20 protein-coding genes, 2 pseudogenes, 1 riboswitch and 1 other annotated feature are annotated in these 23,496 nt (G+C 42.5%); of the genes and pseudogenes, 7 read left to right on the forward strand and 15 right to left on the reverse strand.

Annotated elements, in window-relative coordinates; genetic code table 11:
* Positions 1 to 339 precede the first annotated feature (339 nt).
* Positions 340 to 561: a DeoR family transcriptional regulator gene (locus BIV59_RS22675; protein WP_083392038.1), complete on the forward strand. Its 222-nt coding sequence runs from the start codon at positions 340 to 342 to the stop codon at positions 559 to 561.
* Between the two features lie 117 nt (positions 562 to 678).
* Here BIV59_RS22675 and BIV59_RS04025 read toward each other — a convergent pair whose 3' ends face one another.
* Positions 679 to 1,404 carry a pseudouridine synthase gene (locus BIV59_RS04025; RefSeq protein WP_071350166.1) on the reverse strand — a complete coding sequence of 242 codons (726 nt, stop codon included), beginning with the start codon at positions 1,402 to 1,404 and terminating at the stop codon, positions 679 to 681.
* Between the two features lie 121 nt (positions 1,405 to 1,525).
* Positions 1,526 to 3,142 (reverse strand): putative polysaccharide biosynthesis protein, encoded by a 1,617-nt coding sequence (locus BIV59_RS04030; protein ID WP_071350167.1) that lies wholly within the window; start codon positions 3,140 to 3,142, stop codon positions 1,526 to 1,528.
* Positions 3,143 to 4,053: 911 nt separating this feature from the next.
* Between BIV59_RS04030 and BIV59_RS04035 the strand changes: the two genes are divergently transcribed.
* Positions 4,054 to 5,337, forward strand: a complete 1,284-nt coding sequence (locus BIV59_RS04035) for a BaiN/RdsA family NAD(P)/FAD-dependent oxidoreductase (RefSeq protein ID WP_071350188.1) — start codon at positions 4,054 to 4,056, stop codon at positions 5,335 to 5,337.
* 45 nt (positions 5,338 to 5,382) lie between these two features.
* Here the strand turns inward: BIV59_RS04035 and BIV59_RS04040 are convergent, their stop codons facing one another.
* The 5 genes from BIV59_RS04040 to BIV59_RS04065 form a co-directional block, all read right to left on the reverse strand.
* A complete protein-coding gene (locus tag BIV59_RS04040; RefSeq protein WP_071350168.1) occupies positions 5,383 to 5,565 on the reverse strand; it encodes a sporulation protein Cse60 in 183 nt (60 codons plus the stop codon).
* A 68-nt stretch (positions 5,566 to 5,633) separates the two neighbouring features.
* Positions 5,634 to 5,945 carry a rhodanese-like domain-containing protein gene (locus BIV59_RS04045; RefSeq protein ID WP_071350169.1) on the reverse strand — a complete coding sequence of 104 codons (312 nt, stop codon included), beginning with the start codon at positions 5,943 to 5,945 and terminating at the stop codon, positions 5,634 to 5,636.
* 277 nt (positions 5,946 to 6,222) lie between these two features.
* A complete protein-coding gene (gene leuS, locus BIV59_RS04055; protein WP_071350171.1) occupies positions 6,223 to 8,634 on the reverse strand; it encodes a leucine--tRNA ligase in 2,412 nt (803 codons plus the stop codon).
* Positions 8,635 to 8,697: 63 nt separating this feature from the next.
* Positions 8,698 to 8,924, reverse strand: a binding site (T-box leader).
* A 136-nt stretch (positions 8,925 to 9,060) separates the two neighbouring features.
* A complete protein-coding gene (locus tag BIV59_RS04060; protein ID WP_071350172.1) occupies positions 9,061 to 10,254 on the reverse strand; it encodes an MDR family MFS transporter in 1,194 nt (397 codons plus the stop codon).
* Positions 10,255 to 10,448: 194 nt separating this feature from the next.
* Complete coding sequence (locus BIV59_RS04065; RefSeq protein ID WP_071350189.1) at positions 10,449 to 10,712, reverse strand: YtzC family protein; 264 nt, start codon at positions 10,710 to 10,712, stop codon at positions 10,449 to 10,451.
* A gap of 647 nt (positions 10,713 to 11,359) precedes the next feature.
* On the opposite strand from BIV59_RS04065, the gene mnmL reads away from it, so the two are divergent.
* Together mnmL and mnmM are read left to right on the forward strand one after the other, a co-directional pair.
* Entirely contained in the window at positions 11,360 to 12,325 is a 966-nt protein-coding gene (gene mnmL, locus BIV59_RS04070) for a tRNA modification radical SAM protein MnmL/YtqA (protein ID WP_071350173.1), read from the forward strand.
* Entirely contained in the window at positions 12,322 to 12,894 is a 573-nt protein-coding gene (gene mnmM, locus BIV59_RS04075) for a tRNA 5-(aminomethyl)-2-thiouridylate-methyltransferase MnmM (RefSeq protein ID WP_071350174.1), read from the forward strand. Before mnmL ends, mnmM begins: the two co-directional genes overlap by 4 nt.
* A gap of 53 nt (positions 12,895 to 12,947) precedes the next feature.
* Here the strand turns inward: mnmM and BIV59_RS04080 are convergent, their stop codons facing one another.
* A complete protein-coding gene (locus BIV59_RS04080) occupies positions 12,948 to 13,754 on the reverse strand; it encodes an alpha/beta hydrolase (RefSeq protein WP_071350175.1) in 807 nt (268 codons plus the stop codon).
* Positions 13,755 to 13,882: 128 nt separating this feature from the next.
* Between BIV59_RS04080 and BIV59_RS04085 the strand changes: the two genes are divergently transcribed.
* Positions 13,883 to 14,404 carry a gamma carbonic anhydrase gene (locus BIV59_RS04085; protein WP_071350176.1) on the forward strand — a complete coding sequence of 174 codons (522 nt, stop codon included), beginning with the start codon at positions 13,883 to 13,885 and terminating at the stop codon, positions 14,402 to 14,404.
* A 163-nt stretch (positions 14,405 to 14,567) separates the two neighbouring features.
* Here the strand turns inward: BIV59_RS04085 and metK are convergent, their stop codons facing one another.
* Entirely contained in the window at positions 14,568 to 15,770 is a 1,203-nt protein-coding gene (gene metK, locus BIV59_RS04090; RefSeq protein ID WP_071350177.1) for a methionine adenosyltransferase, read from the reverse strand.
* Positions 15,771 to 16,004: 234 nt separating this feature from the next.
* Positions 16,005 to 16,162, reverse strand: a riboswitch (SAM riboswitch).
* Between the two features lie 476 nt (positions 16,163 to 16,638).
* Between metK and pckA the strand changes: the two genes are divergently transcribed.
* Positions 16,639 to 18,225 carry a phosphoenolpyruvate carboxykinase (ATP) gene (gene pckA / locus BIV59_RS04095; protein ID WP_071350178.1) on the forward strand — a complete coding sequence of 529 codons (1,587 nt, stop codon included), beginning with the start codon at positions 16,639 to 16,641 and terminating at the stop codon, positions 18,223 to 18,225.
* A gap of 50 nt (positions 18,226 to 18,275) precedes the next feature.
* Here the strand turns inward: pckA and BIV59_RS04100 are convergent, their stop codons facing one another.
* Both BIV59_RS04100 and BIV59_RS04105 read right to left on the reverse strand, forming a co-directional pair.
* Positions 18,276 to 18,518, reverse strand: coding sequence for a DUF2584 domain-containing protein (locus BIV59_RS04100; protein ID WP_071350179.1), 243 nt, complete (start codon positions 18,516 to 18,518; stop codon positions 18,276 to 18,278).
* A 44-nt stretch (positions 18,519 to 18,562) separates the two neighbouring features.
* On the reverse strand, positions 18,563 to 19,351 hold the full coding sequence (locus BIV59_RS04105; protein ID WP_071350180.1) for an alpha/beta hydrolase family protein: 789 nt from the start codon (positions 19,349 to 19,351) through the stop codon (positions 18,563 to 18,565).
* A gap of 431 nt (positions 19,352 to 19,782) precedes the next feature.
* Here BIV59_RS04105 and BIV59_RS04110 point away from each other — a divergent pair.
* Positions 19,783 to 20,325, forward strand: a pseudogene (locus tag BIV59_RS04110) (ABC transporter substrate-binding protein); the annotation flags it as partial.
* Positions 20,326 to 20,388: 63 nt separating this feature from the next.
* Here BIV59_RS04110 and BIV59_RS04115 read toward each other — a convergent pair.
* From BIV59_RS04115 to BIV59_RS23505, 4 genes and pseudogenes are all read right to left on the reverse strand, one after another.
* On the reverse strand, positions 20,389 to 21,957 hold the full coding sequence (locus BIV59_RS04115; RefSeq protein WP_071350181.1) for a recombinase family protein: 1,569 nt from the start codon (positions 21,955 to 21,957) through the stop codon (positions 20,389 to 20,391).
* Between the two features lie 35 nt (positions 21,958 to 21,992).
* A complete protein-coding gene (locus BIV59_RS04120; RefSeq protein ID WP_071350182.1) occupies positions 21,993 to 22,244 on the reverse strand; it encodes a hypothetical protein in 252 nt (83 codons plus the stop codon).
* Between the two features lie 189 nt (positions 22,245 to 22,433).
* On the reverse strand, positions 22,434 to 23,174 hold the full coding sequence (locus tag BIV59_RS04125) for an acetoacetate decarboxylase (RefSeq protein ID WP_071350183.1): 741 nt from the start codon (positions 23,172 to 23,174) through the stop codon (positions 22,434 to 22,436).
* Positions 23,175 to 23,262: 88 nt separating this feature from the next.
* Positions 23,263 to 23,496 (reverse strand): annotated as a pseudogene (locus tag BIV59_RS23505) (hypothetical protein); the annotation flags it as partial.

A 23,496-nucleotide genomic window follows, 5' to 3' on the forward strand; every position in this document is an offset into this window, starting at 1 on the left:
CCATAAATTCCACAGAACAAGTAAATTATACACAATTACATATTTTAAACCTATATGTATATTTTTCCTTTTCGAGGTATTAAAAACCATAGCTACCTGCATATAGATATAGTCCCAATTAAAAAATTTAATATTTCGTTAATTTAATGCGAATTTGTAGAATTTCCATTTATAAAGAGGTAAAATATAAGCAAAAGACATCTTGTCTTTTCATAAAATGTTTCACAGGAGGTCCAAAGTGGTATAGCAAGTACATAGCGGCTGCTGAAATGCTGCCCTGAATATCGGTTGTGTTTTCATTCGTCCCAGGAACAATGAAAAAGAATAGGGAGTGATTTTTTGAAACCTTCAACAAATCGCATGTTAACCCGTATTAAATCCGTTTATATGTTTATAAGTAATAACGGTACGGTTTCTACTCAAGAACTTGTAGAAGAATTTGGCATCACTCCTCGAACGGTACAGCGCGATTTAAATGTGTTAGCCTATAACGACTTAGTCAAAAGCCCAAGCCGCGGCTTATGGACCATCACTAACAAGAGGGTAAAGGTGTCATCTTAGCATTACACAGCCTGCAGCATGCAGGTTAACAGATATAAAAAAAGAAAAAACATATAAATAGAACGAGGCCGGCTTAGGAGTCCGCCTCGTTTTTTTGCGATAATCAGAAATTATTTTTTATTCTTCAGGATTGTAGCCTGATTTAAGTTCTTCGATTTCTTCGTTGGTCAATTCCCTGTATTCCCCGAGTTCCAGCTCCTCATCAAGCTGCAGGCTGCCCATGGAAATTCGCTTCAGATAAACGACCTTTTTGCCAACTGCCTCAAACATTCTTTTGACCTGATGAAATTTCCCTTCGGTAATTGTTAATTCTATATCAGAAGTCAGTCCTGATTTCAAAATGTTCAATTCACCGGGCTTTGTCACGTATCCATCATCAAATTCAACACCCTCACGAAATGCTTTTGCATCTTGATCAGTGACTTTCCCTTCAATGACTGCAAAATAGGTTTTGGGCACATGCTTCTTGGGAGAAAGCAGCTGATGTGCAAGGGATCCATCATTTGTAAGAAGCAAAAGCCCTTCCGTATCCTTATCCAGCCTTCCAACTGGAAATGGTTCAAATATCTGATCCTCAGGCTGGAGAATATCAATTACTGTTTCCTGGTATTTATCTTCTGTAGCCGATAAAACCCCCTGAGGTTTATTCATCATCAGGTAAATAAATTCCCTGTATTGCACTTCTTCTCCATGAACAGTTACTACATCCGCATCGGGTTCCACATGTTCCTTTGAACTTTTGATTACTGTTTCATTCACTTTGACTGCACCGGATTTCAGCAGCTTTTTCACATCTTTCCTGCTTCCTAATCCTGCATTGGACAGTAGCTTATCGATTCTCATAGTATCCCCCTTAATAAATGCGGTTCCTCTTTTAAAAGGCCCTGCCACTTAAAAAACGGCAAGGCCTTGTTAAACAAAAATATCTTTTCCCGATATTTTCCTATAGTAAACACTAGATGCATTAAAATTTAAGCCGGAGCTTCTGCTGGAGTCTTTCGATTCTCCTGCCAAAAAGCTGAATGGCAAGGCCGCTCTTAACTGAAAGTATAAAGTACACAATGGCACCTAATCCTGCACAAATGACCGTAAAGAGAACAGACTGCATTCTATTTTCAGGATTAAGGACAGGCGCCAGGAGCCATTCCGCTCCCCCGACAACTAAAGCCATTCCTGCAGTGAATGCTGCCATAAGCAAAGTCCTTTGAATGACCATTCTATATTTGTAGCCTGTAAAATAAGTAATGATATACATATTAATCAGACAAGCTGCCAGATATCCGATTGTTGTCGCATAAATGGAGCCTTCAGTATGAAACATTTCTATCATGGGAATGTTTAGGGCTAATTTAATCAGGATTCCTGTCAGCAGGCTGAGCACAGTAAACTTTTGCTGATTGATTCCCTGCAAAACAGCTGCAGTAACTGAGAAAAGGGCGAATAATATCGCTGCTGGCGCATAAGTCTCGAGAACACTGGCCCCTAGCGCATCATAACCGTAAAAAGCCGTATAAACAGGTTTAGCCAAGATGGACATTCCGATGACTGCAGGCAATGTCAAAAACATTAAAATCTGAAAGGCCTGATTCAGCTGGTTGCTGAAGGTATCCATCCTATTTTCAATAAATGCCTTTGTAACGGTCGGAACAATGCTCATCGCAAAGGCCGTCGCAAGAGTCATTGGAATAATGACCAGTTTCTGTGCTGAAAAGTTCAGGATTCCTAGTGCATTTCCTGACATTTTCGCCTGGCCGATATTGGCCATAGCCCTATTAAAGGTCAATGTATCCACCCATTGAAACAGCGGCATTGCAATACCGACAAAAACAAATGGAATAGACGATATAAGTATTTCTTTATAAATCTGCGGCAAGGATATTTGCACAGCACCCTTATCCTTCACCAGAAGATCCGCAATGTCGTCTTTTCTCTTTTTCCAGTACCAGAGAAGAACAGCCAGGCTTCCGACAGCCCCTGCAGTTGCTGCAAAGGTGGCAATGCTGATGGCGGTGACAAGACTTCCATCCATCACCTTCATCACAATAAACACTCCCCCAAGAAGGACAATGATCCTGACTGCCTGCTCCACGACTTGTGAAACAGCTGTAGGGCCCATGGACTGATGGCCCTGAAAATAACCCCTGATCAGGCTCATAAATGGCACGAGGATCAAGGCAAAACTCACCGCTCTCATGACCGTCGTTATATCTTCTACCGTAAAATTCTGGCTTTTGCTGACAGTCACAAAGCTGGCGATTGATGGAGAAGATATGTACATAAGAACAAATGCAGCAAATCCAGTGACCATCATGATTTTCAGACCGGATTTGAATAGCCTTTGGCCAACTGCATATTCCTCAAGTGCATTATATTTGGAAACAAATTTTGAAACAGCCAGAGGCAGCCCTCCAGTTGCAAGGCTGATGAATAAAGTGTACGGAATGTATGCATATTGATAGAGTTCAGAACCCTTTGCGCCTACAAGCGCTTCAAAAGGAATTACATAAAACAATCCAATTAATTTAGACAGCACCATTCCAAAAGTCAAAATAAAAGTTCCTCTTAAAAGCTTGGATGACATCTAATCCCTTCCTGCCTATGTTCAGTTAACGTTTTCACACGCTCTTAATACTACCACAAATGACTTTATGAAGCTTCTGGAAAACCACTATAAAGCGGCTATTAAAACTAAAAACAGTTTACTCTTTCCTCTTCCCATTTACAATGAGGAAACCATTTCCTTTTCCTAGATGCAAGGCATCATCAAGAAGTTTAGCAAAAGAAATACACCACAACAAGGAATAACCATTTGCCATAACATTCCATACACACCAAGAAACTTTTACTTCCATATAAAGAATGCATTATAATATAAAAGCGCAGGCGCTTGACCAGCTTGCGAAGCAAATAGGGATTTGGCCTTAGAAGGCGCTCTTTGCCTTCTATTCTTGCGTGACTTATGACCTCGAGAGGCTAGGCGCTGGAGCTGGACTAATAAAAAAGCGCAAACGCTTCGGTCAGATGATCAAAGACTAAAAACGCCGCGTCCTGGGGCAACGTCTTTGAGACCCACATCCTGCAGGTCTCAGCAAGCTAAGCTTTGGATTCAGAAAGTGAACACTATACGAAAAGGCTCTTTTCTTAAGGCTCTTTTCTTAAAGATTGTTGTTTTTTTAATTTGTTATGTACGGCAACCCATTCTCAAGTCAGGTTGATTGGAGCGTAAGGTGCGAGACTCCTGCGGGATGAGCAGAACAGGTGAGACCCCGCAGGCGCAGCCGAGGAGGCACACCTGCTGCCCCGCGGAAAGGGAGCATCCTGGAGAGGAAATCAACCACCTTGTTTCATAGCAACAAAATTTTCTTAAAGATCGTTGTTTTTAAATAAGTTCTGTGAGGCGTCCCATTGTTAAGTCAGGTTGATTGGGCGGAAATCAACCACCTTGTTCAGCAGCAACAAAGTTTACGAAATAGACAAGAAGCGGTGATAGAGATGAAATATGATGTAATAGTTATTGGCGGCGGGCCATCAGGGTTAATGGCTGCCATTGCTGCCGGTGAAAAGGGATTAAAAGTCCTTTTGGCTGATAAAGGAGAAAAATTGGGCAGAAAGCTTGCCATATCCGGCGGCGGGCGGTGCAATGTTACAAATCGCCTTTCCATTGATGAAATTATAAAACACATACCAGGAAATGGACGCTTTTTATATAGTGCATTTTCTGTATTTAATAATGAAGATATTATTGTCTTTTTTGAAAAGCTGGGAATTCAGCTGAAAGAAGAAGATCATGGCCGGATGTTTCCTGTAAACAATAAGGCACAAAGTGTTGTAGATGCCCTGATTTCAAAGCTGAAAGATTTGAATGTCACTATTTTCACTAATTCCCCAGTTGCAGATGTAGAGTATGAAAACGGCAGGACTGCGGGAGTTAGATTCAAGGATGGCCAGTATTTTTCTGCAGATGCAATCGTGATAGCGGTCGGCGGCAAATCTGTGCCTCATACCGGTTCTACAGGCGACGGATACGCCTGGGCGAAAAAGGCAGGCCACACCATAACAGATTTGTTTCCAACAGAGGTCCCCATTACAAGCGATGAGGAATTTATCAAGAATAAAACTCTCCAGGGGCTCTCTTTACGAGATGCAGACTTAAGCGTTCTCAATCCTAAGGGAAAAAGCCTTATTACACATAAAATGGATATGATATTCACCCATTTTGGCATCTCGGGTCCCGCTGTCCTGCGCTGCAGCCAATTTGTTGTAAAAGCCATGAAAAAGTGGAACCTCCCCCGTGTGACCATGATGCTTGATGCTTTGCCTGACAAAAACAAAGAGGAATTATTCCAGGATATCATGAAAGAAGTGAAGGACGAGCCTAAAAAAGCCATTAAAAATGCACTCAAGGGTTTGCTGCCAGAGCGTTACCTGCATTTCCTCCTTGAAAAAAACGAAATCGGCCTTCAAGAACAAGGAGGAACGATTTCACACGAAAAACTAAGGGCTTTTGCTTCTCTTTGCAAGGATTTCCGTTTTACCGTAAACGGGACACAGCCGCTTGAAAAGGCATTTGTAACAGGCGGCGGTGTTTCAGTCAAAGAAATCCATCCAAAGGAAATGGCTTCAAAATTCATGGACGGGCTATACTTTTGCGGTGAAATTCTTGATATCCACGGATACACCGGAGGCTATAATATTACCTCCGCACTTGTGACCGGACGGCTTGCTGGCCAGAATGCAGCATTATACAGCAAGTCCCAGAAAATGAACTCATACTGATTGCGGCACAGCATAGAAAAAGAGGCATCCATTAAGGATAGCCTCTTATTTCTTGTAAATGACCATGGCACTGAAGCAGTAGATTTGTTCCTCTTCTTCTTCGCCAGTCGCAGCGACATTGTATTTGATATCCACAATTTGATTATCACGGATATTCTTTAGAAACACATTCATTTCTGATTCCAGATCTTTTTCATGCTCATAATCAAATAGCTTTACTTGGATCAATGCCTCTCCCCTGCCTTTTTTAAAACAGGGTTCCCATCAATCAGTAAAAATATACCTGAAAAAGGAAATTATTTAACAATGACTTCTCCGTCCCAATTCATCATTCCGCCAGTCATGTTCCGCACTTTAAATCCTTGGTCATGCATATAGTGGCATACATTTATGCTGCGGCGTCCAGAGCGGCAAATAAAAATATATTCTTTATTTTTATCAAAATAATCCAGATTATCAGGAATAGTATTCATTCTGATATGCTTGGCACCTTCAATCATGCCAAATTGAACTTCATCATCTTCCCGGACATCCACAAGTTCAAGATTTTCCCCGGCTTCTATCTTCTTTTGCAGTTCTTCTGTAGTAATTTCTTTGATTTCTTCCATATGTGCACCTCTTTAAAATTATTTTATTTGCATACGGCTGTCAGGCAGTAAAACCCATCTCAAGCCAGGGATTACTGCACGAAAAAGCCCGGCTGACTCTGCTGCTGCCACCAGTGGAGGATTATTTTCCAAACTGATGTGCTTTCCTTTATTATAACAGCTTTTTTTGAATCTTTCTAAAAGCTGGGGCCGAAGATAGCGGCTGATTGTGCTTACAAGCCGTGAGTTTGCAACAAGCAAACACCTCCAAATTATGGAGGTGTCTGCTGTTACACTATTAGTTCGCTACTATGTTTACAAGCTTGCCAGGAACGGCAATTACTTTGCGGACCGTTTTCCCATCGATTTGTTCTTTGATTGCATCGTCGCCCATTGCGATTTCTTCCAATTTTTCCTTCGATGTATCAGCAGGTACCATTAATTTTGTTTTCACTTTTCCGTTTACCTGAAGAACGATCTCAATTTCATCGTCAGCAAGCTTTGCTTCATCATAAGCAGGCCATGCTTCATATGTGATGGTACCTGTATGTCCAAGCATTTCCCAAAGCTCTTCAGCAATATGAGGAGCGACAGGTGACAACATCTTCACAAATCCTTCCACATATGCTTTTGGAAGAACATCCGCTTTATAAGCGTCATTGATGAATACCATTAATTGTGAAATAGCTGTATTGAATTTCAATTCCTCATAATTCTCGGTTACTTTTTTAACAGTCTGATGATACACTTTTTCAAGCTTTCCATCATCTTTTCCTGTAATTTTTGTTGATAAGGATCCGTTTTCCTCTACCAATAGCCGCCAGACACGGTCAAGGAAGCGGCGTGAGCCATCTAACCCATTTGTCGACCATGCAATCGATGCATCAAGAGGACCCATGAACATTTCGTACATCCGAAGTGTATCTGCTCCATGGCTGTTTACGATGTCATCCGGATTCACGACATTCCCTTTTGACTTACTCATTTTTTCATTGTTGGAGCCTAAAATCATTCCCTGGTTGAATAGCTTCTGGAATGGTTCTTTTGTAGGCACAACACCGATGTCGTATAAGAATTTATGCCAAAAACGTGCATACAGCAAATGAAGAACGGCATGCTCGGCACCGCCGATATACATATCCACCGGAAGCCATTCTTTTAATTTTTCAGGATCAGCGATCGCTTCTGTATTATGAGGATCGATATAACGAAGGAAGTACCAGCTGCTTCCTGCCCATTGAGGCATTGTGTTCGTTTCACGGCGTCCTTTTCTTCCGTTTTCATCTGTGACGTTTACCCATTCCGTAATATTAGCAAGCGGAGATTCCCCCGTGCCGGATGGTTTGATTTCTGCTGTTTCCGGAAGGATGACAGGGAGATCTTTTTCAGCAACCGCCTCAACGGCTCCATCTTCCCAATGAATGATCGGGATAGGCTCTCCCCAATAACGCTGGCGGCTGAAAAGCCAATCGCGCAGACGGTAGGTCACCTTCTTTTCACCGATTCCTTTTTCCTGAAGCCAGCCAATCATTTTTTGGATGGCACTTTCTTTATCCATGCCATCTAAAAATCCGGAATTAACATGCTTGCCGTCTCCGGTATATGCTTCCTCTTCAACATTTCCTCCAAACACGACCTCTTTGATCGGTAAATCAAACTTCTTCGCGAATTCGTAATCACGCTCATCATGGGCAGGTACAGCCATGATGGCTCCGGTTCCATAGCTCATCAAAACATAATCCGCAATCCAGATTGGCATTTTTTCTCCATTGACCGGGTTGATGGCATAAGCGCCTGTAAATGCGCCGGTCTTTTCTTTAGATAGTTCAGTCCGTTCAAGATCGCTTTTATTTTTCACTTCCTGGATGTAAGCCTCGACTGCTGCCTTTTGGCCATCTGCCGTTATTTTTTCAACAAAAGGATGCTCTGGTGAAAGCACTGCATATGTCGCTCCAAACAATGTATCTGGACGAGTCGTAAAGACTGTAAATGTTTCTGCATGACCTTCAATCGCAAATGTCACTTCTGCTCCCTCTGAACGGCCGATCCAGTTTCTTTGCATATCCTTTATATTTTCAGGCCAAGCCACTTCATCAAGATCATCAATTAAACGGTCGGCATATGCTGTAATGCGAAGCACCCATTGCTTCATTGGGCGGCGTTCTACCGGATGCCCGCCGCGTTCGCTTTTTCCGTCGATAACTTCTTCATTTGCCAGTACGGTCCCAAGAGCCGGACACCAGTTAACAGCTACTTCGTCAATATAGGCAAGGCCCTTTTCATATAACTTTGTAAAAATCCATTGTGTCCATTTATAGTAATCAGGTGAAGTTGTGTTAATTTCCCTGTCCCAATCATACGAAAATCCAAGTGATTGGATCTGGCGGCGGAATGTATTGACATTATGCTCCGTAAACCCTGCTGGATGGTTTCCTGTATCAAGTGCATATTGCTCTGCAGGAAGGCCGAATGCATCCCAGCCCATAGGGTGGAGCACTTTATATCCCTGCATTCTTTTTAGGCGGGCAAGAATATCGCTTGCCGTATAGCTGACAGGATGCCCCACATGGAGGCCTGCTCCGGACGGGTAGGGAAACATATCAAGAGAATAGAATTTCCGTTTTCCCTTTTCTTCATTTGTTAAGAAGGTCTTATGTTCCTGCCAATAATTTTGCCATTTTTTTTCGATTTTGCGATGGTTAAAACTCATAGATTTTTCCTCCTAAAATAAGCATACAGTTCATAAAACATAAAAAATCCCCTCATCCCTCAAAAAAGGGACGAGAGGATTATGTATGATCTTCCCGCGGTACCACCCACATTGGCGAAATAAAACTCGCCCAGCTTAAATTCCTTAACGCGGATAAACGCCAGACACTAATAAATGCTTCATGCCTGGAACTCCAAGGCGAGTTCACGATCTCTCCTGATTGGCTTGCACCATCCGCCAACTCTCTATAACAGGTTCTAACCGCTACTGCTCCTTATCATAGTTCTTCACTTTTATTTAATTATATAGGTATTCTAGTAAATTTCTGCAAGAAAAGCAAGAGCAGGTATTTAAGATTATAAACAGTTTTTCCTTATATATTCAGAAATTAAGGAAATGTGTGCCCTTTTTCTTCAAAAATGACGGTCAAAGATCTGAAACCACCTGATTATTTTCTTCCGCCTTCTTTAAGACACGTTCATACATAAATATAGTAAAGATGGCAATGACGAATGAAATTGTAAAAATGCTGAACATCATATTCATGCCATGTGTATCGACCAGAAAACCGCCAAGAAGCGGGCCAACCATTCTTCCGGCAGTTGCCGTTGAATTGACGATACCCTGATAAAATCCTTCCCTTCCCTTTACAGCCAAATCATTGGCCACAGCGGGAACTGCAGGCCAGACAAACATTTCACCAATCGTCAAAATCACCATTGCAGTTAAAAAACCGGAAAAATCATGCGCATTTGCCGCGACTGTAAACGAAATGATAAAAATGAGCATTCCAGCAACAAGCTGTATTTTAAGCGTTTTGGCAAACCATTTAATCAGTACTTTGATGACCGGCTGCGCAAGAACGATAATCGATCCGTTTATTGCCCAGAATAAACTGTATTGCTTCAGTGATAAGCCAATTTGCTGAGTGTAGTCAGCAATGGTGGATTGCCACTGCACATATCCGATCCAGCATAAGAAGTACCCTACGCACAGAACGGATAAAGCAAGAATTTTTTTGCTGTGCTTTACAGGTATGCTTTCATTCAATACCGAAGTCTGTACGGCAGCATCACCTTCAATCCCCCGAAACCCGAACACAGCCAGCAGGAGAAAGGCCAGATACATAATTGCATTCGCAGCAAAAATGTATTGAAATGAGTAGGATGCAATAATTCCGCCCAAAGCTGATCCAAGTGCCACACCAAGATTTTGGGCAACATATATGGCATTGAAGGATTTTCTTCCGCCCTCTTTCCAGACAGAGCCAGCCATCGCGAAAATTGCCGGAAAAATAATTCCTGTACCAAAGCCTGACAGCGTCAGGAAGATTGTATATGATATTATTTCGTGATTGGCTACCATGCCAATTGAGGAGGCAAAGGTAATGAACACTCCTGCCAGCACACTTTTATAGCCACCTGCCTTATCAAAAAGATAACCGCCGCAAAGGTTACCGAAAACGCTGGCAAGGGAATTCGCCATTAATACAAGCCCTGCAGCAGATAATGACTCCCCCAGATACTTATGAAGATATATTGTATTTAAAGGCCACAGGAATGATGAAGCAGTTACATTCAAGGCCATTCCGATAATTAAAAGCCATAATGATCGAGGCATCATTAACCTCCTTCTATGTGTAAGTTTCTTTTTGAGCCCACATTATTCTATTGCTTTTTTAGAACGCCTGCAATACTTTTTTTATGTCTTTTACGTGAATTTAGAGTTTCTGCTTTTTTTTGAAAATATAAAATGTAACGCACAAAAAAAGACACTGGAAATAAAAATTCCTCAGTGCCTTTTTGTACAATTTCTTAATGGCTGAGCAGAATCATGTTATTTTGCATCTGCTGAAGCTGAAGCCTCATTCTATGCAGCTGCTCTCTCTGCTGATGATTGCTGCTTTCCCACATCCGGTCCACATCATTTAATGCTTCCTGCAGCATTCCTTGTGAATCTGTATATGCTAAATCTCCGTAATGCTCCTGTTTAGCGCCTTCCCTGTACTGTTCAAGGCCGCTTCTGAGAGCAGCTTCACATTGCTGCAGGCAATCCTCGATAGATTGTCTTGTCGCCATCCATATCCTCTCCCCAGGTAGCTTGTATGATGAAATCATCATCCCTCCTAGTTTCCGCTAACACCGCCCGTAATATCTCATACAAGAAAAACCAATTTTAAACTCCATCCCAAGCCGCACAAGCCAGTGGAAAAAAAAACGAAAATTTGAGATGATACATATAAAGCGAAAGCGCCTGTTTAGCTCGTGAAGCAAATAGGGTTTTGGCCTTAGAAGGCGCTCTTTGCCTTCTGAGGACAAAACATCTTTTGCACAGCGAGCTAGGCGCTGCAGCTGGATTACACATAGTGCGTAAGCGCCTGAATAGCAGAACAAAGACTAAGAACGCCGCGTCCTGCGGCAACGTCTTTGTGACCCCCGTCCTGGGGGCCTCCGACCTGCATAAGGCGCATCAGAATAGAAGGCGTTCTTTGCCTTCAATTCCGATGTGACTTATGACCTCGAGAGGCTAGGCGCTGGAGCTGGATTACACATAGTGCGAAAGCGCCTGTTTTGAGGAACAAAGACTACGAACGCCGCGTCCTGCGGCAACGTCTTTGTGACCCCCGTCCTGGGGGGCCCCGACCAGCATAAGACCCATCAGAAGGCGCGCAGTAAAAAGAAACAATATAACCGAGGTAAAGCCAAGGTTTTGGGAGGTTTTTGATATGTCCGGGAGTAACCCGTTTATATATGCTTCAGATGATAAGAGGTATCATACGTGGAATTACCACCTCAGACAAGAGTTCGGCCACAAGGTATTCAAGGTGGCGCTGGATGGCGGGTTTGACTGTCCAAACCGTGATGGTACAGTGGCACATGGCGGCTGCACCTTCTGCAGTGCGGCTGGATCTGGTGATTTTGCCGGAAACAGGGCAGAAAATCTTGAAGTCCAATTCAAAAAGATCAGCGAGAAGATGCACGATAAGTGGAAGGATGGCAAGTATATGGCCTACTTCCAGGCATTTACTAACACTCATGCTCCTCTTGAAGAATTAAAGGAAAAATATGAGCTTGTTCTTAAACAGGAAGGTGTTGTCGGGCTATCCATTGCCACAAGGCCGGATTGCCTTCCTGATGATGTTGTTGAGTATCTTGCCGAACTGAATCAGCGCACCTACCTGTGGGTGGAACTCGGGCTTCAGACCGTGCATGAAAAAACAGCCGATCTGATTAACCGCGCCCATGATTTTGAATGCTATAAAACAGGGGTAAGCAAGCTGAGAAAGCATGGAATCCGGGTATGCACCCACATCATCAACGGCCTTCCGCAAGAGTCGGCAGAAATGATGATGGAAACCGCACGCGAAGCAGCAAAACTAGATGTTCAGGGTATTAAAATTCATCTTCTGCATCTTCTAAAGGGTACTCCAATGGTAAAACAATATGAAAAAGGACTGCTCGAATTTTTATCTTTTGATGATTATATAAGCCTTGTTGCAGATCAGCTTGAAATCATCCCGCCGGAAATGATCATTCACAGAATTACAGGCGACGGTCCCATCGAACTGATGGTTGGCCCAATGTGGAGCCTTAACAAGTGGAAGGTGTTAAATGCAATAGACGCAGAGCTTAAAAGACGTGACAGCTGGCAGGGTAAATTTTACAAACGGATTCTTGAGGTGCAGCCATGAAACTGAAAAAAAACCTGCCGTTTGCACAATCATTGCTTCAAACAGCCATTGCACCTGGTGACATCGCAATCGACGGTACAGCAGGCAATGGCCATGACACCGTCTACCTTGCAGGGCTCACAGGGGAAAGTGGACATGTTTACGGATTTGATATTCAAAAAGAAGCAATTGAACATACCGCAAAGAAACTTGCCGATGCCAATCTGGAGCATCAATGCACACTTTTCCATACAGGGCATCAGCATATCACCGCCAGCATTCCCAAAAAGCACTTCGGCAAAATAACTGGAGCAATTTTTAATTTAGGTTACCTGCCAGGCGGCGATAAAACGATTGTAACCATGGCATCGACAACCATTCCGGCCATTGAACAGCTGCTTGATATCATGGCCCCTGAAGGAATCATTGTTTTGGTCATTTATCACGGCCATCCCGGGGGAGCACGGGAGAAAGAGGAAATCCTTGCGTTTGCAGCCGGCCTGGATCAGCAAAAAGCCCATGTCCTGCAATACAGTTTTATCAACCAGGTGAACAGCCCTCCATTTGTTATAGCCATCGAAAAAAGATAAAAAGGTTTGCCGGCCCTAATTGGGGCAGGCAAACCTTTTTAATTGGAGGTACATTACTGCATAATATAGCCTAGTGCCCTTAGTCTGTTCTCCACAAACCCAAGGGCATATCGGAACACATCTTCTCTTTCAGGCTCATTAAATATTTCATGATACAGTCCCGGCCATTCTTTAAACTGCTTTTCGCTGCAAAGATTGTAATTGAACCACTCACGGACAAGGCGCTTGTCCACAATTTTATCATCTCCGCCCTGCATGACCAGAAGGGGAAGATCCTCAAATTCAGGAATTTCTTCAAACGCCTCTTTCATTGCGTTAAGCAGTTCCCTATACCAGCGGACAGAAACCTTCGTTACAAAAAGAGAATCATTAAGATCAGATTCTTTGATATCATCATTTCTAGTTGCTAACTCGGGTGTAAGCCCTGCATCTATTCTTAATTTAGGAAATGTAATATTAAGCCCGCGGGAGAGAGCATTCATAAGCTTTGAAGGATGCAATGCCAGACCGAGACATGGAGATGAAAGGATTACACCGGCAAGATCGAGCTCTTCCTCCTGCAGCAGGCGGATTGCAACAAGACCGCCCATACTATGCCCAAGCAAAAATACCGGCAGAGAATAACTATATGCTTCCTCAATCCAGCCTCTTACTTCATATAAATATTGGTCAAAGGATTCAATATGCCCCCGAAAGGCTCTGGTTGTCATGCCCTGGCCCGGAAGATCCCCCATAATTACATGGTATCCCGATGACCTCCACATCTGAGACAGCCATTTATAGCGCCCATGATGCTCCATTGCACCATGGACCATAACAATTACACCTTTGGCGCTGCCTTCAGCCTCCCATTTCCACATACAGAAAATCCTCCTTAAAATATCTATTCTAGTTGTATTATTGCTTCAATTGCAGAATGTAATGATAACATTTGATATTATATAATCATACATAAAAAACACTCGCTTCGGAAAGGATTTGATACTCGATGACTATTTACCCATATAAAGGAAAAATACCCGAGATTCATGAAAGCGTTTATCTTGCGGATTACTCAATCATAACCGGAGATGTGAAAATCGGCGAGGAAACGTCCATCTGGTTCAACACGGTCATCCGCGGGGATGTGGCTCCGACAGTCATAGGCAAAAAGGTCAGTATCCAGGACAACAGCGTTCTGCATCAAAGTCCGCGAAATCCCCTTATCATTGAAGATGAAGTGACAGTCGGACATCAGGTTACTTTGCACAGCTGTATACTCCGCAAAGGCTCGCTCATCGGGATGGGCTCCATTGTGCTTGACGGAGCTGAAGTCGGCGAAGGTGCATTCATTGGGGCAGGCAGCCTGGTGCCTCAAGGAAAAACCATTCCTCCTAACATGCTCGCTTTTGGCAGGCCCGCTAAAGTGATCCGGGAATTAACAGAAGAAGATAAAAAAGATATGGAGCGGATTGTCCGGGAATATGCAGAAAAGGGACAGTATTATAAGTATGCTGAAACCATCGAATAAACATTTTATTATTATTCTTAATACTGGCATAAAATAATCCGTCATTTAAAAGTTAATCTCCCATGAGTTCTGTGAGACAATCCCAAGTTTACGGAAACAGCCAAAAACAAAAAGCTGCCCTAAAAGGCCGGATTCCGGTCTTTAAGGACAGCTTTTTCCTATTTTACGCTTGAGCAGCTTGTTCTTTTAAAGAATCAGCTTTGTCAGTACGTTCCCAAGGAAGATCTACGTCAGTACGGCCAAAGTGTCCGTATGCTGCAGTCTGCTTGTATATTGGGCGGCGAAGATCCAGCATTTTGATGATTCCTGCCGGGCGCAAATCAAAGTTGCTGCGCACAAGATCAACCAAAACATCTTCACTGATGGTTCCTGTTCCAAATGTATCTACTGAGATGGAAACTGGCTGAGCTACACCAATAGCGTATGCAAGCTGCACTTCAGCCTTGTCTGCAAGACCTGCAGCAACAAGGTTCTTTGCAACATAACGGGCTGCATATGCCGCAGAACGGTCAACTTTTGTAGCGTCTTTTCCAGAGAAAGCACCGCCGCCATGGCGTGCATAACCGCCGTAAGTATCTACGATGATTTTGCGGCCTGTAAGACCTGCATCCCCTTGAGGTCCGCCAATTACAAAACGGCCAGTCGGGTTAATGAAGTATTTTGTATCTGCATCAATCAATTCACTAGGAACCACTGGATTAATGACATGTTCTTTTAAGTCGCTTTGGATTTGCTCTAAGCTGACTTCAGGAGCATGCTGGGTAGAGATAACAATTGTGTCGATGCGGACTGGTTTATTGTTTTCATCATACTCAACAGTTACCTGTGTTTTGCCGTCCGGGCGAAGGTAATCAAGAACTTCGTCTTTGCGGACTTGAGTCAATCTGTGTGAAAGCTTGTGTGCCAGTGAAATCGGAAGAGGCATAAGCTCTTTAGTTTCATTGCAGGCAAAACCGAACATTAAGCCCTGGTCTCCCGCTCCGATTGCTTCGATTTCTTCATCAGACATTTGTCCTTCACGTGCTTCCAATGCCTGGTCAACACCTTGTGCAATATCTGCAGACTGTTCATCGATTGAACTTAAAACTGCACAAGTTTGGGCATCAAAACCGAATTTGGCGCGTGTATAGCCAATTCCTGCAATGGTGTCACGCACAATTTTCGGGATGTCTACATATGTAGACGTAGTAATTTCGCCTGCAACCAGTACTAAACCTGTTGTAACTGAGGTTTCACAAGCAACACGGGCATTTGCATCTTTTTCAAGAATTGCATCTAGTATAGAATCTGAAATTTGGTCACAAATCTTATCCGGATGGCCTTCTGTAACAGATTCAGAAGTAAATAGACGACGTTTCTTTGACATCTTATTTCCTCCTTAGAGTATGGTATGTTTTAGTTATGAGCCGGCAGGATTTCACTGCCTTTTCATCACTTGTTTTGACGGAGCTCATTCCCTTATTAGTTCCAATAATAAATGCAGAATAATAACAATATGACACTCACATGCACTCTATCGTTAAAATAAAGGCTTGAAAAATGCATAAAAACCTTTCCAGGTTAGTGAGGAAAGGTTTGTTGTCTGACATCTATCCTTTCACTCTTATCGTTCAAGGGTTTCTTAGCCTTGCATCAGGTTAGCACCATCGCTAAAATTCCACTTGTTATAACATCCAAACCATTCAGATGAGTCAAGTTTAATAATAGCAGGTTGCTGGGTTTCATCGGGCCTGTCCCTCCGCCAACTCGGGATAAGAGAATCCGTACAAGGTAAAATAATAACGTAAGAAGTCGAATCATGTCAACTCTTTTTTCTTGTCATTTCCGCCCTGATTTTTCAATCCTCGTATAGTGTAATCGATTCCCTCGTTTTTTTAACTCCTGCAAGTCCTGTTTCAACTTGCCCGGCCGCATATTCTATCATTCAAGCTTTGTTTAGGCCAATGGTGATTTCCGCTTCACTTTTGAGCGATAGCTGGTTGTATAAGAACCGCAGACAGCGGAAAAAGCAGGCAAATTCCACAGGCATAATTCACTTTATTTACACTTCCAATAACTGCATTATTTCCGAGCCAAATAGATAAAATCCCCTGTCTTTAAATTTTCCCAAACCATTAATTTTAGCCATTAAAAAAAGGCTATAAAAAGTTAGTGATTAGTATAGATTAATAGTCTTAATGTGTTATACTATTTTATATTGAACATTAAATATGGTAAAGGAAGGTACCTCTTACATGAATTCCGTAGACATTTCAAATGAACTGCATCAACTATTATCCGGAAGCAACGTACATGTACAGCTTTCTGTTCCGCAGCTAGTGGAAAAAGTATTAAGCCGCAAAGAAGGAGTTCTTACTTCTACCGGTGCCGTGAAAGCGCAAACAGGAAAATATACGGGGCGCTCACCTAGAGATAAATATATAGTAAAGGAAGATTCAGTCACTGATAAAGTGGACTGGGGCACTGTCAATCAGCCGATTGCCAAGGAAGTATTCCTGAAGCTTTATGATAAAGTAATCAGCCATTTAAAAGAGAAAGAAGAAGTTTTTGTTTTCAAAGGTTTTGCAGGTGCTGATGAAAAGACCCGCTTGCCTATTCAAATCATAAACGAATATGCCTGGCACAATTTGTTTGCCCATCAATTGTTCATCCGGCCAAATGAAGAAGAGCTCCGCGGACATAATTCTGAATTCACTGTTATCTCTGCCCCGGATTTCAAAGCAGATCCGGAACTTGACGGTACACTTACGGAAACCTTTATTATTATTTCCTTTGAAATGAAAACGGTTTTAATCGGCGGCACCGAATATGCTGGCGAAATGAAGAAATCCATCTTTTCCGTGATGAATTATCTGCTTCCTGAAAATGAGATTCTGCCTATGCATTGTTCCGCAAATGTTGGCCGCGAAGGAGATGTTGCCTTGTTTTTTGGATTATCAGGCACTGGCAAAACGACACTTTCAGCAGATCCTAACCGCCGTTTAATCGGAGATGATGAACATGGATGGTCTTCAGGCGGGGTCTTTAACATCGAAGGCGGCTGCTATGCCAAATGCATCAATTTATCAAGGGAAAAGGAACCGCAGATCTTTGATGCCATCCGTTTTGGAGCCGTGCTGGAAAATGTCGTCCTTGACCCTCTTACACGTGAAGCTGATTATGATGACAGCTCTCTTACTGAAAACACAAGAGCGGCTTATCAGATCCAGTCCATTGATAATATTGTTGACCCAAGCATTGCAGGACATCCATCAGCCATCATATTTTTAACGGCAGACGCATCAGGCGTACTCCCGCCAATCAGCAAACTGACCAAAGAGCAAGCCATGTTCCATTTTCTAAGCGGCTATACCAGTAAATTAGCAGGTACCGAACGCGGTGTGACATCACCAGAAGCCACATTCTCTACCTGTTTCGGGTCACCATTCCTGCCGCTTCCTGCAAGCCGTTATGCTGAAATGCTCGGCGAACGAATCGATCAGCATGGCGCAAAGGTCTTCCTTGTAAACACAGGATGGACCGGAGGAGGATACGGGTCTGGAAGCAGGATGAAGCTTGCGTATACAAGAGCGATGGTTCAGGCTGCGCTTGAAGGCGAACTATCCAATGTGGAAACCGTTAAGGATGAAATATTCGGGTTCGATATCCCGCTGCATGTGCCAGGGGTCCCGGATCAAGTGCTCCAGCCCGGGAAAACATGGCCAGATCAAGCAGCTTATGAAAAAACCGCCAAAGAACTGGCAGAAAAATTCCTGACAAATTTCCAAAAGTTCAACAATGTGCCAAGTGATATAAAAGAATTAGGCGGCCCGCTTATTTAAATCACCAAAGCCATAATCCTTGCCGGATTATGGCTTTTTTTGGATGGCATTCAGTTGGTTGAATTCAAGGAAACAAGACGATAGGTAATGGCGGTCTGTTCATTTTCCCATGTTATTTTTTTAATAATCCCTATGCCGCTGGAGTCACTTTGAATGGTCTTCTTTACCTCAATTGGAATATCAATCGGATAAAGTCTGTACCCCTCCTTCACAAGGCTGAACATATTTTCTTCCTTGCGGATTTCGCGTCCCTTCGTTACAATCATGGTGTTCAATTCCATTGGCATCCCCATATATTAATCCTCCTACTAAAACCTTTTTCTATTTACATTTTAACTTAATGCTTCTGCACTTTCATCCATTGAGTTAAATCACTAACTATTTTCCGGTTGACTGCAGGAGGGAAATAATGTGTGTATTCACTGAATATCCAGCTTTCCACTAGCTTTTCTTTTTCTTTTAAGATTTTCTCCAATCGGTGCGCATGTTCCACAGATACATTACGGTCCCTTTCGCCATGAATAATCAGGACTGGAACATTTAGCTCTTCTGCTTTGTACAATGGTGTTCTGTATTCATAGCGCTCTGGATACTTTAACGGAGTGCCGCCTATCACACGCTTCATCATCCTTCGGAGCTCCACTCTCTCTACATAGGTTAGAGCCATATCCGAAACACCTCCCCATGTCACAACTGATGCTGTATTTTCACAGGAGATGCCTGTCCATAAAGCCATTACTCCCCCTCGGGAAAAGCCAAATACATGGATGCGGTCCTTCTTTACACGATGATGATTTTCAAGCAGCTTAAAGCCGGCGAATGCATCATTTCTATCTTCACCCGCGAAATCTTCATCACCTTCGCCTCCTTGGTTTCCTCTGTAATAAGGAGCAAAAACGATAAATCCCTTTGATGCAAATTGTATGATCCTGCCGGGCCTTACTTTTCCGACATTCTTAATTCCGCCCCGCAAGTATAAGAAACCCTCATATATTTCCCCGCCATCCGGTTCAGCCAGCAGGCCTTTCACATGAAGACCCTGAGACAGATATGTAACGGTATAGAGCTTGATATGCGGATGCGGAGAAGGAAAGCGCACTTTGGATATGATGGTTCCATCCATCATGAAAGTCCCCCCTCTCTTTTATCTTGGGCTTTTTTCTTAAGGCCCTTTTCTTAAAGATTGTTGTTTTTTTAATTTGTTCTGTAAGGCGTTACCATTGCCAAGTCAGGTTGATTGGAGCGTAAGGTGCGAGACTCCTGCGGGATTAGCAGAGCAGGTGAGACCCCGCAGGCACAGCCGAGGAGGCTCACCTGCTTGCGTGAAAAGCGAGCATCCTGGAGAGGGAATCAACCACCTTGTTCCATAGCAGCAAAGTTTACGTATTTTTCAACTTTGCAATCCACTTAACTATACCCCATTTGCATGGAATTTATTTAGCAGAAAACTCAGGAAAGAAAAGTGTTGCATGGGCAATCACATATTTTCCGCTCCATCATACGATAATCCAAAGCAGCCCAAAGGCATAATTTTCATTTAATGAAGGAGGCAACATTGTGAAGAAATGGATCAAAACTGGATGGATCATATTGATTGCATGTATATTAATCGTACCTCTTGCAGCATGCGGAAAAGAGGATTTAACAAAAGTCCGGATTGCAGAGGTCACACGTTCCCTTTTTTACGCGCCTCAATATGTGGCCATTGAAAAAGGATTTTTTAAGAAAGAAGGTTTGGATATTGATCTGAAAACGACAGCCGGAGGAGATAAAACGATGACTGCCCTGTTATCCAACGGAGCAGACGTGGCATTGGTAGGGTCTGAAACATCCATATATGTTGCTGCCCAGGGATCTAAGGACCCTGTCATCAATTTCGCCCAATTGACCCAGACAGACGGAACCTTTCTTTTTTCAAGAAAAAAAATCGATAATTTCAATTGGAATATGCTGAAGGGATCAACCTTCCTCGGCCAGAGAAAAGGCGGCATGCCGCAGATGGCTGGCGAGTTTGTGCTGAAAAAGCATGGCATCAACCCCCAAAAGGATCTCAATCTCATCCAGAATATTGACTATGCCAATATCTCGACTGCATTTGCAATGTGGAACTACATGCACTACTGCTTATAAAAACAAGCATAAAAAAGAGGTGTAAATAATTATTCACACCTCTGGATTATACAATATGAGTTTTTCAAACTGTACAGTAAAGTCAATGAAGACCGCCTCTTTTGCCAGAAAGATTTTATCAATGATTTTCGAAAACAGCGCCTTTTTTAAATCATCATCTGCCTCGTCGAATAACGCATCCCAATCTTGGGGATTGATCAATTTCCCATTATCATTTTCACTTTTTAAAAGTGATCTATTCTTTTGATTCTCTTTGATTTTTTCTTCCAGCCCCTTAATGGCCTGGGATAATTGAAGCGGTGTAAACATACTTTCTCCATCCAGGGACCTCGCTATTTCTTCATGCAGGTTTTTTAGTTTTTTATAACCGTCCCGCTCTTCTCTTTCTAACATAAGAATATTGTTTTCATTACAACGTTCCTTATTTTTTCTGAGATTCACCGAAAATTCTTCAAGAAAATGAACGGCAGATAGTTTCAGGATCTGTTTCACCTGCTGCAGTATCAAGTTATCATACTTTTTCGCTCCCCATATACTGCAGGCGTGATGGCCGCTTATATTCCCTTTATTGAGAGGGCATTTATACCGGTATATAACCGTTGTGGTTTCTTTTTCCCCCTTGCGCTGTTTTCTGTATAAGTAATTCCCGCTTAACTTTGCTCCGCAATACCTGCAGTGAGCCAGGCCGGAAAACATAAGCTTTCCTGTAAGAGGAATGCCTTCTTTATCTTGCTGAGTCATGCATAGTCTTCTTTTATTTTTGATATCTTGTGCTTGATTAAAGGCTTCATCGGAGATTATCCTTAATTTTTCATTATGAGGCTGCTCATGCATTTTTCCATCAAAGCTTTTATATCGCTTTCTTCCTGTATAAATCGGATTTCCCACTATTCTTTGCACGGTACTGACACCAAATAATTTCCCGTCTCTGGTTCTGAATCCTTTAGAATTAATATAATCGACAATTTTCCTGTATCCCATATGGCGGTTTATATATAAGGAAAATATGATCTTGATTAATTCAGACTCCTTTTCTTCTATCATTAACTCTTTTTTGCGCCTGTCTTTATTTTTCCAGTGAAGTTCTGCGGTTTCGTAAATTTTATAGCCAATCGGAGGTGTCCCTCCCTGAAAATATCCCTGGCTGCTAAGCTGCTTCTTGGATTCTCTGACACGGATGGAAGTTTTATGGCTTTCATTGTCCGACAGCCAAAAACTCAAATAATTCATCAGTTTATCATTATGAGATTCTATATTTCTTCTGCCTTCCTGCACCGACCATACTTCAACGCCATTTTCATTCAAAAAACTGACAACCATAGGTGTTTCATCTTCACGCCGCCCAAGCCTATCAAACATAAATACAAGGAGCACATCAAACTCCCGGTTTCTCGCACCCTCCCTGATTACTTTAAGGGCATCCCTCTGATTTCCTTTCTTAGACCAGCCTGAAACACCCTTTTCAGACAATTCATTTGTTATTTCCCAGTCCGCCATCTTTTCAACAAAATTTCTGCATGCATTTTTCTGCATAGGAAGATCATCATCCGTGTTCACCTGTTTTTTGGTAGAAACACGGTATAAGCACCAGACCCGCTTCATGATATCACCTTTTTTCAAAGAAGACAGAATGCCATTTATGAATACAGCTCATCAAGGAATGCCTTTAAACCATTCTCCGCCCTTTGATTTTCAGCTGGATCCCTGCTGAATGAAAGATACAATTTGATTCCTTTTTCGGTGCTGCCCGTCAGATAATCTTTTTCATGGTCAAAAAAGCAGGAATACAATATTTCCCCAAGCCTGGCTTCACTTAATGATTTTTTTCTTTTGCTGCTTTCATTCTCGGCTGCATCTGCATTGTCGTTCGCCCTAGTTGATTTCTCCACTGTTCCTCCCCCTTATAACATGAACTTATGAATGGGACAGCAGGGATATGAAAGAATATCTATATATATATTGTATTGCTGATTTTTAAACAAAAAGGCTTCAAGGCCCTTCCATTAATCAGGAAACATAAAAAAAGCGGCTGGCACTTTAGGATTTCCCCTGCAAGTGCCAGCCGCTTTGCATATTTTTTATTTCTCATCAAGATAATTATAAACATGTGTCGGTGTTGAAAGTGTAAGATCAGTTAAGATGTGTGAGGCATGTACGACCTCAAGTACAGGCAGGTCCGCCATTGGAGCAAGTGCATGCTCGAACAATTGCAAACGAGCCGGTGCTGTCCATGCGCCATGGATGGTCAAATCGGTAATCTGGGTCTGAAGAAGTTCACATACCTTAAGGCTTCCATCGAAGTCCGGTACAATCTTAAGCATGAACGTAGGCTTCATGATTTCTTCACGGGCCTTTTCAATATCAAGAGGCTGATGCTTGTACCCCATTGTCGCAGTTGCGACTCGCAGTGTTCCATAATCAAGTGTGCCGACAAGAGTATCTGAATCAGTATATAAGCGTGGAGCACCTAGTTTTTTAGGATATGCACTGGCTTCACGGCCAACAGCAATGGCGGGATGATTGTCCACATACATTGCATGCAAATATTCTCCCTGTATTCCGTTGTATTTAACCGGTATGACTTGGCCTGACTCTGTATAACAGCCTAGTCCGGTTACATCAGGCATATACATGATTTCAAATTTCACAAGCGGCTCTTCGATTTCCAGCGGTTCAGGTACGATACGCTTTAAGGCCTCTAAGTCTGTCCGGTAGACAATGTTTAAGTATTCCCTGTTATGAAATTTATATGGCCCCTGCGGAAAAGCTGGTCCGCCTAGAGGAGTAGTCGATTGTTTGAGCACATCACTTTTTAGCATAATATGTCGTCCATCCTTTCATGTCTTCTTACACTATCTACTCTACAACTATTACTTATATAGGTAAAATACATATAAAGAATGTGATTTATTCAAAAAAGTAATATATCAAACGGAAAATTGAGGCCAGCAGCAACCAGCCAGCCTCATAAGCAAATTCAAAATTTCGCTTGATTGTTAAAAGAGCTCCAGAAAAATCAATAAATTCTTTGCTCACATAAGACAAATACTTATTTTTACGCCAAATTAATGCTAGATTCCAAATCAGGCGGTATGCAATTCCTAAAGCGAGATGGCTGAAGTTAATACCCAGAGCGTTCAA

Source organism: Bacillus sp. MUM 13, from assembly GCF_001866725.1.
In the GTDB taxonomy this organism is placed as follows: Bacteria; Bacillota; Bacilli; order Bacillales; family DSM-1321; genus Peribacillus.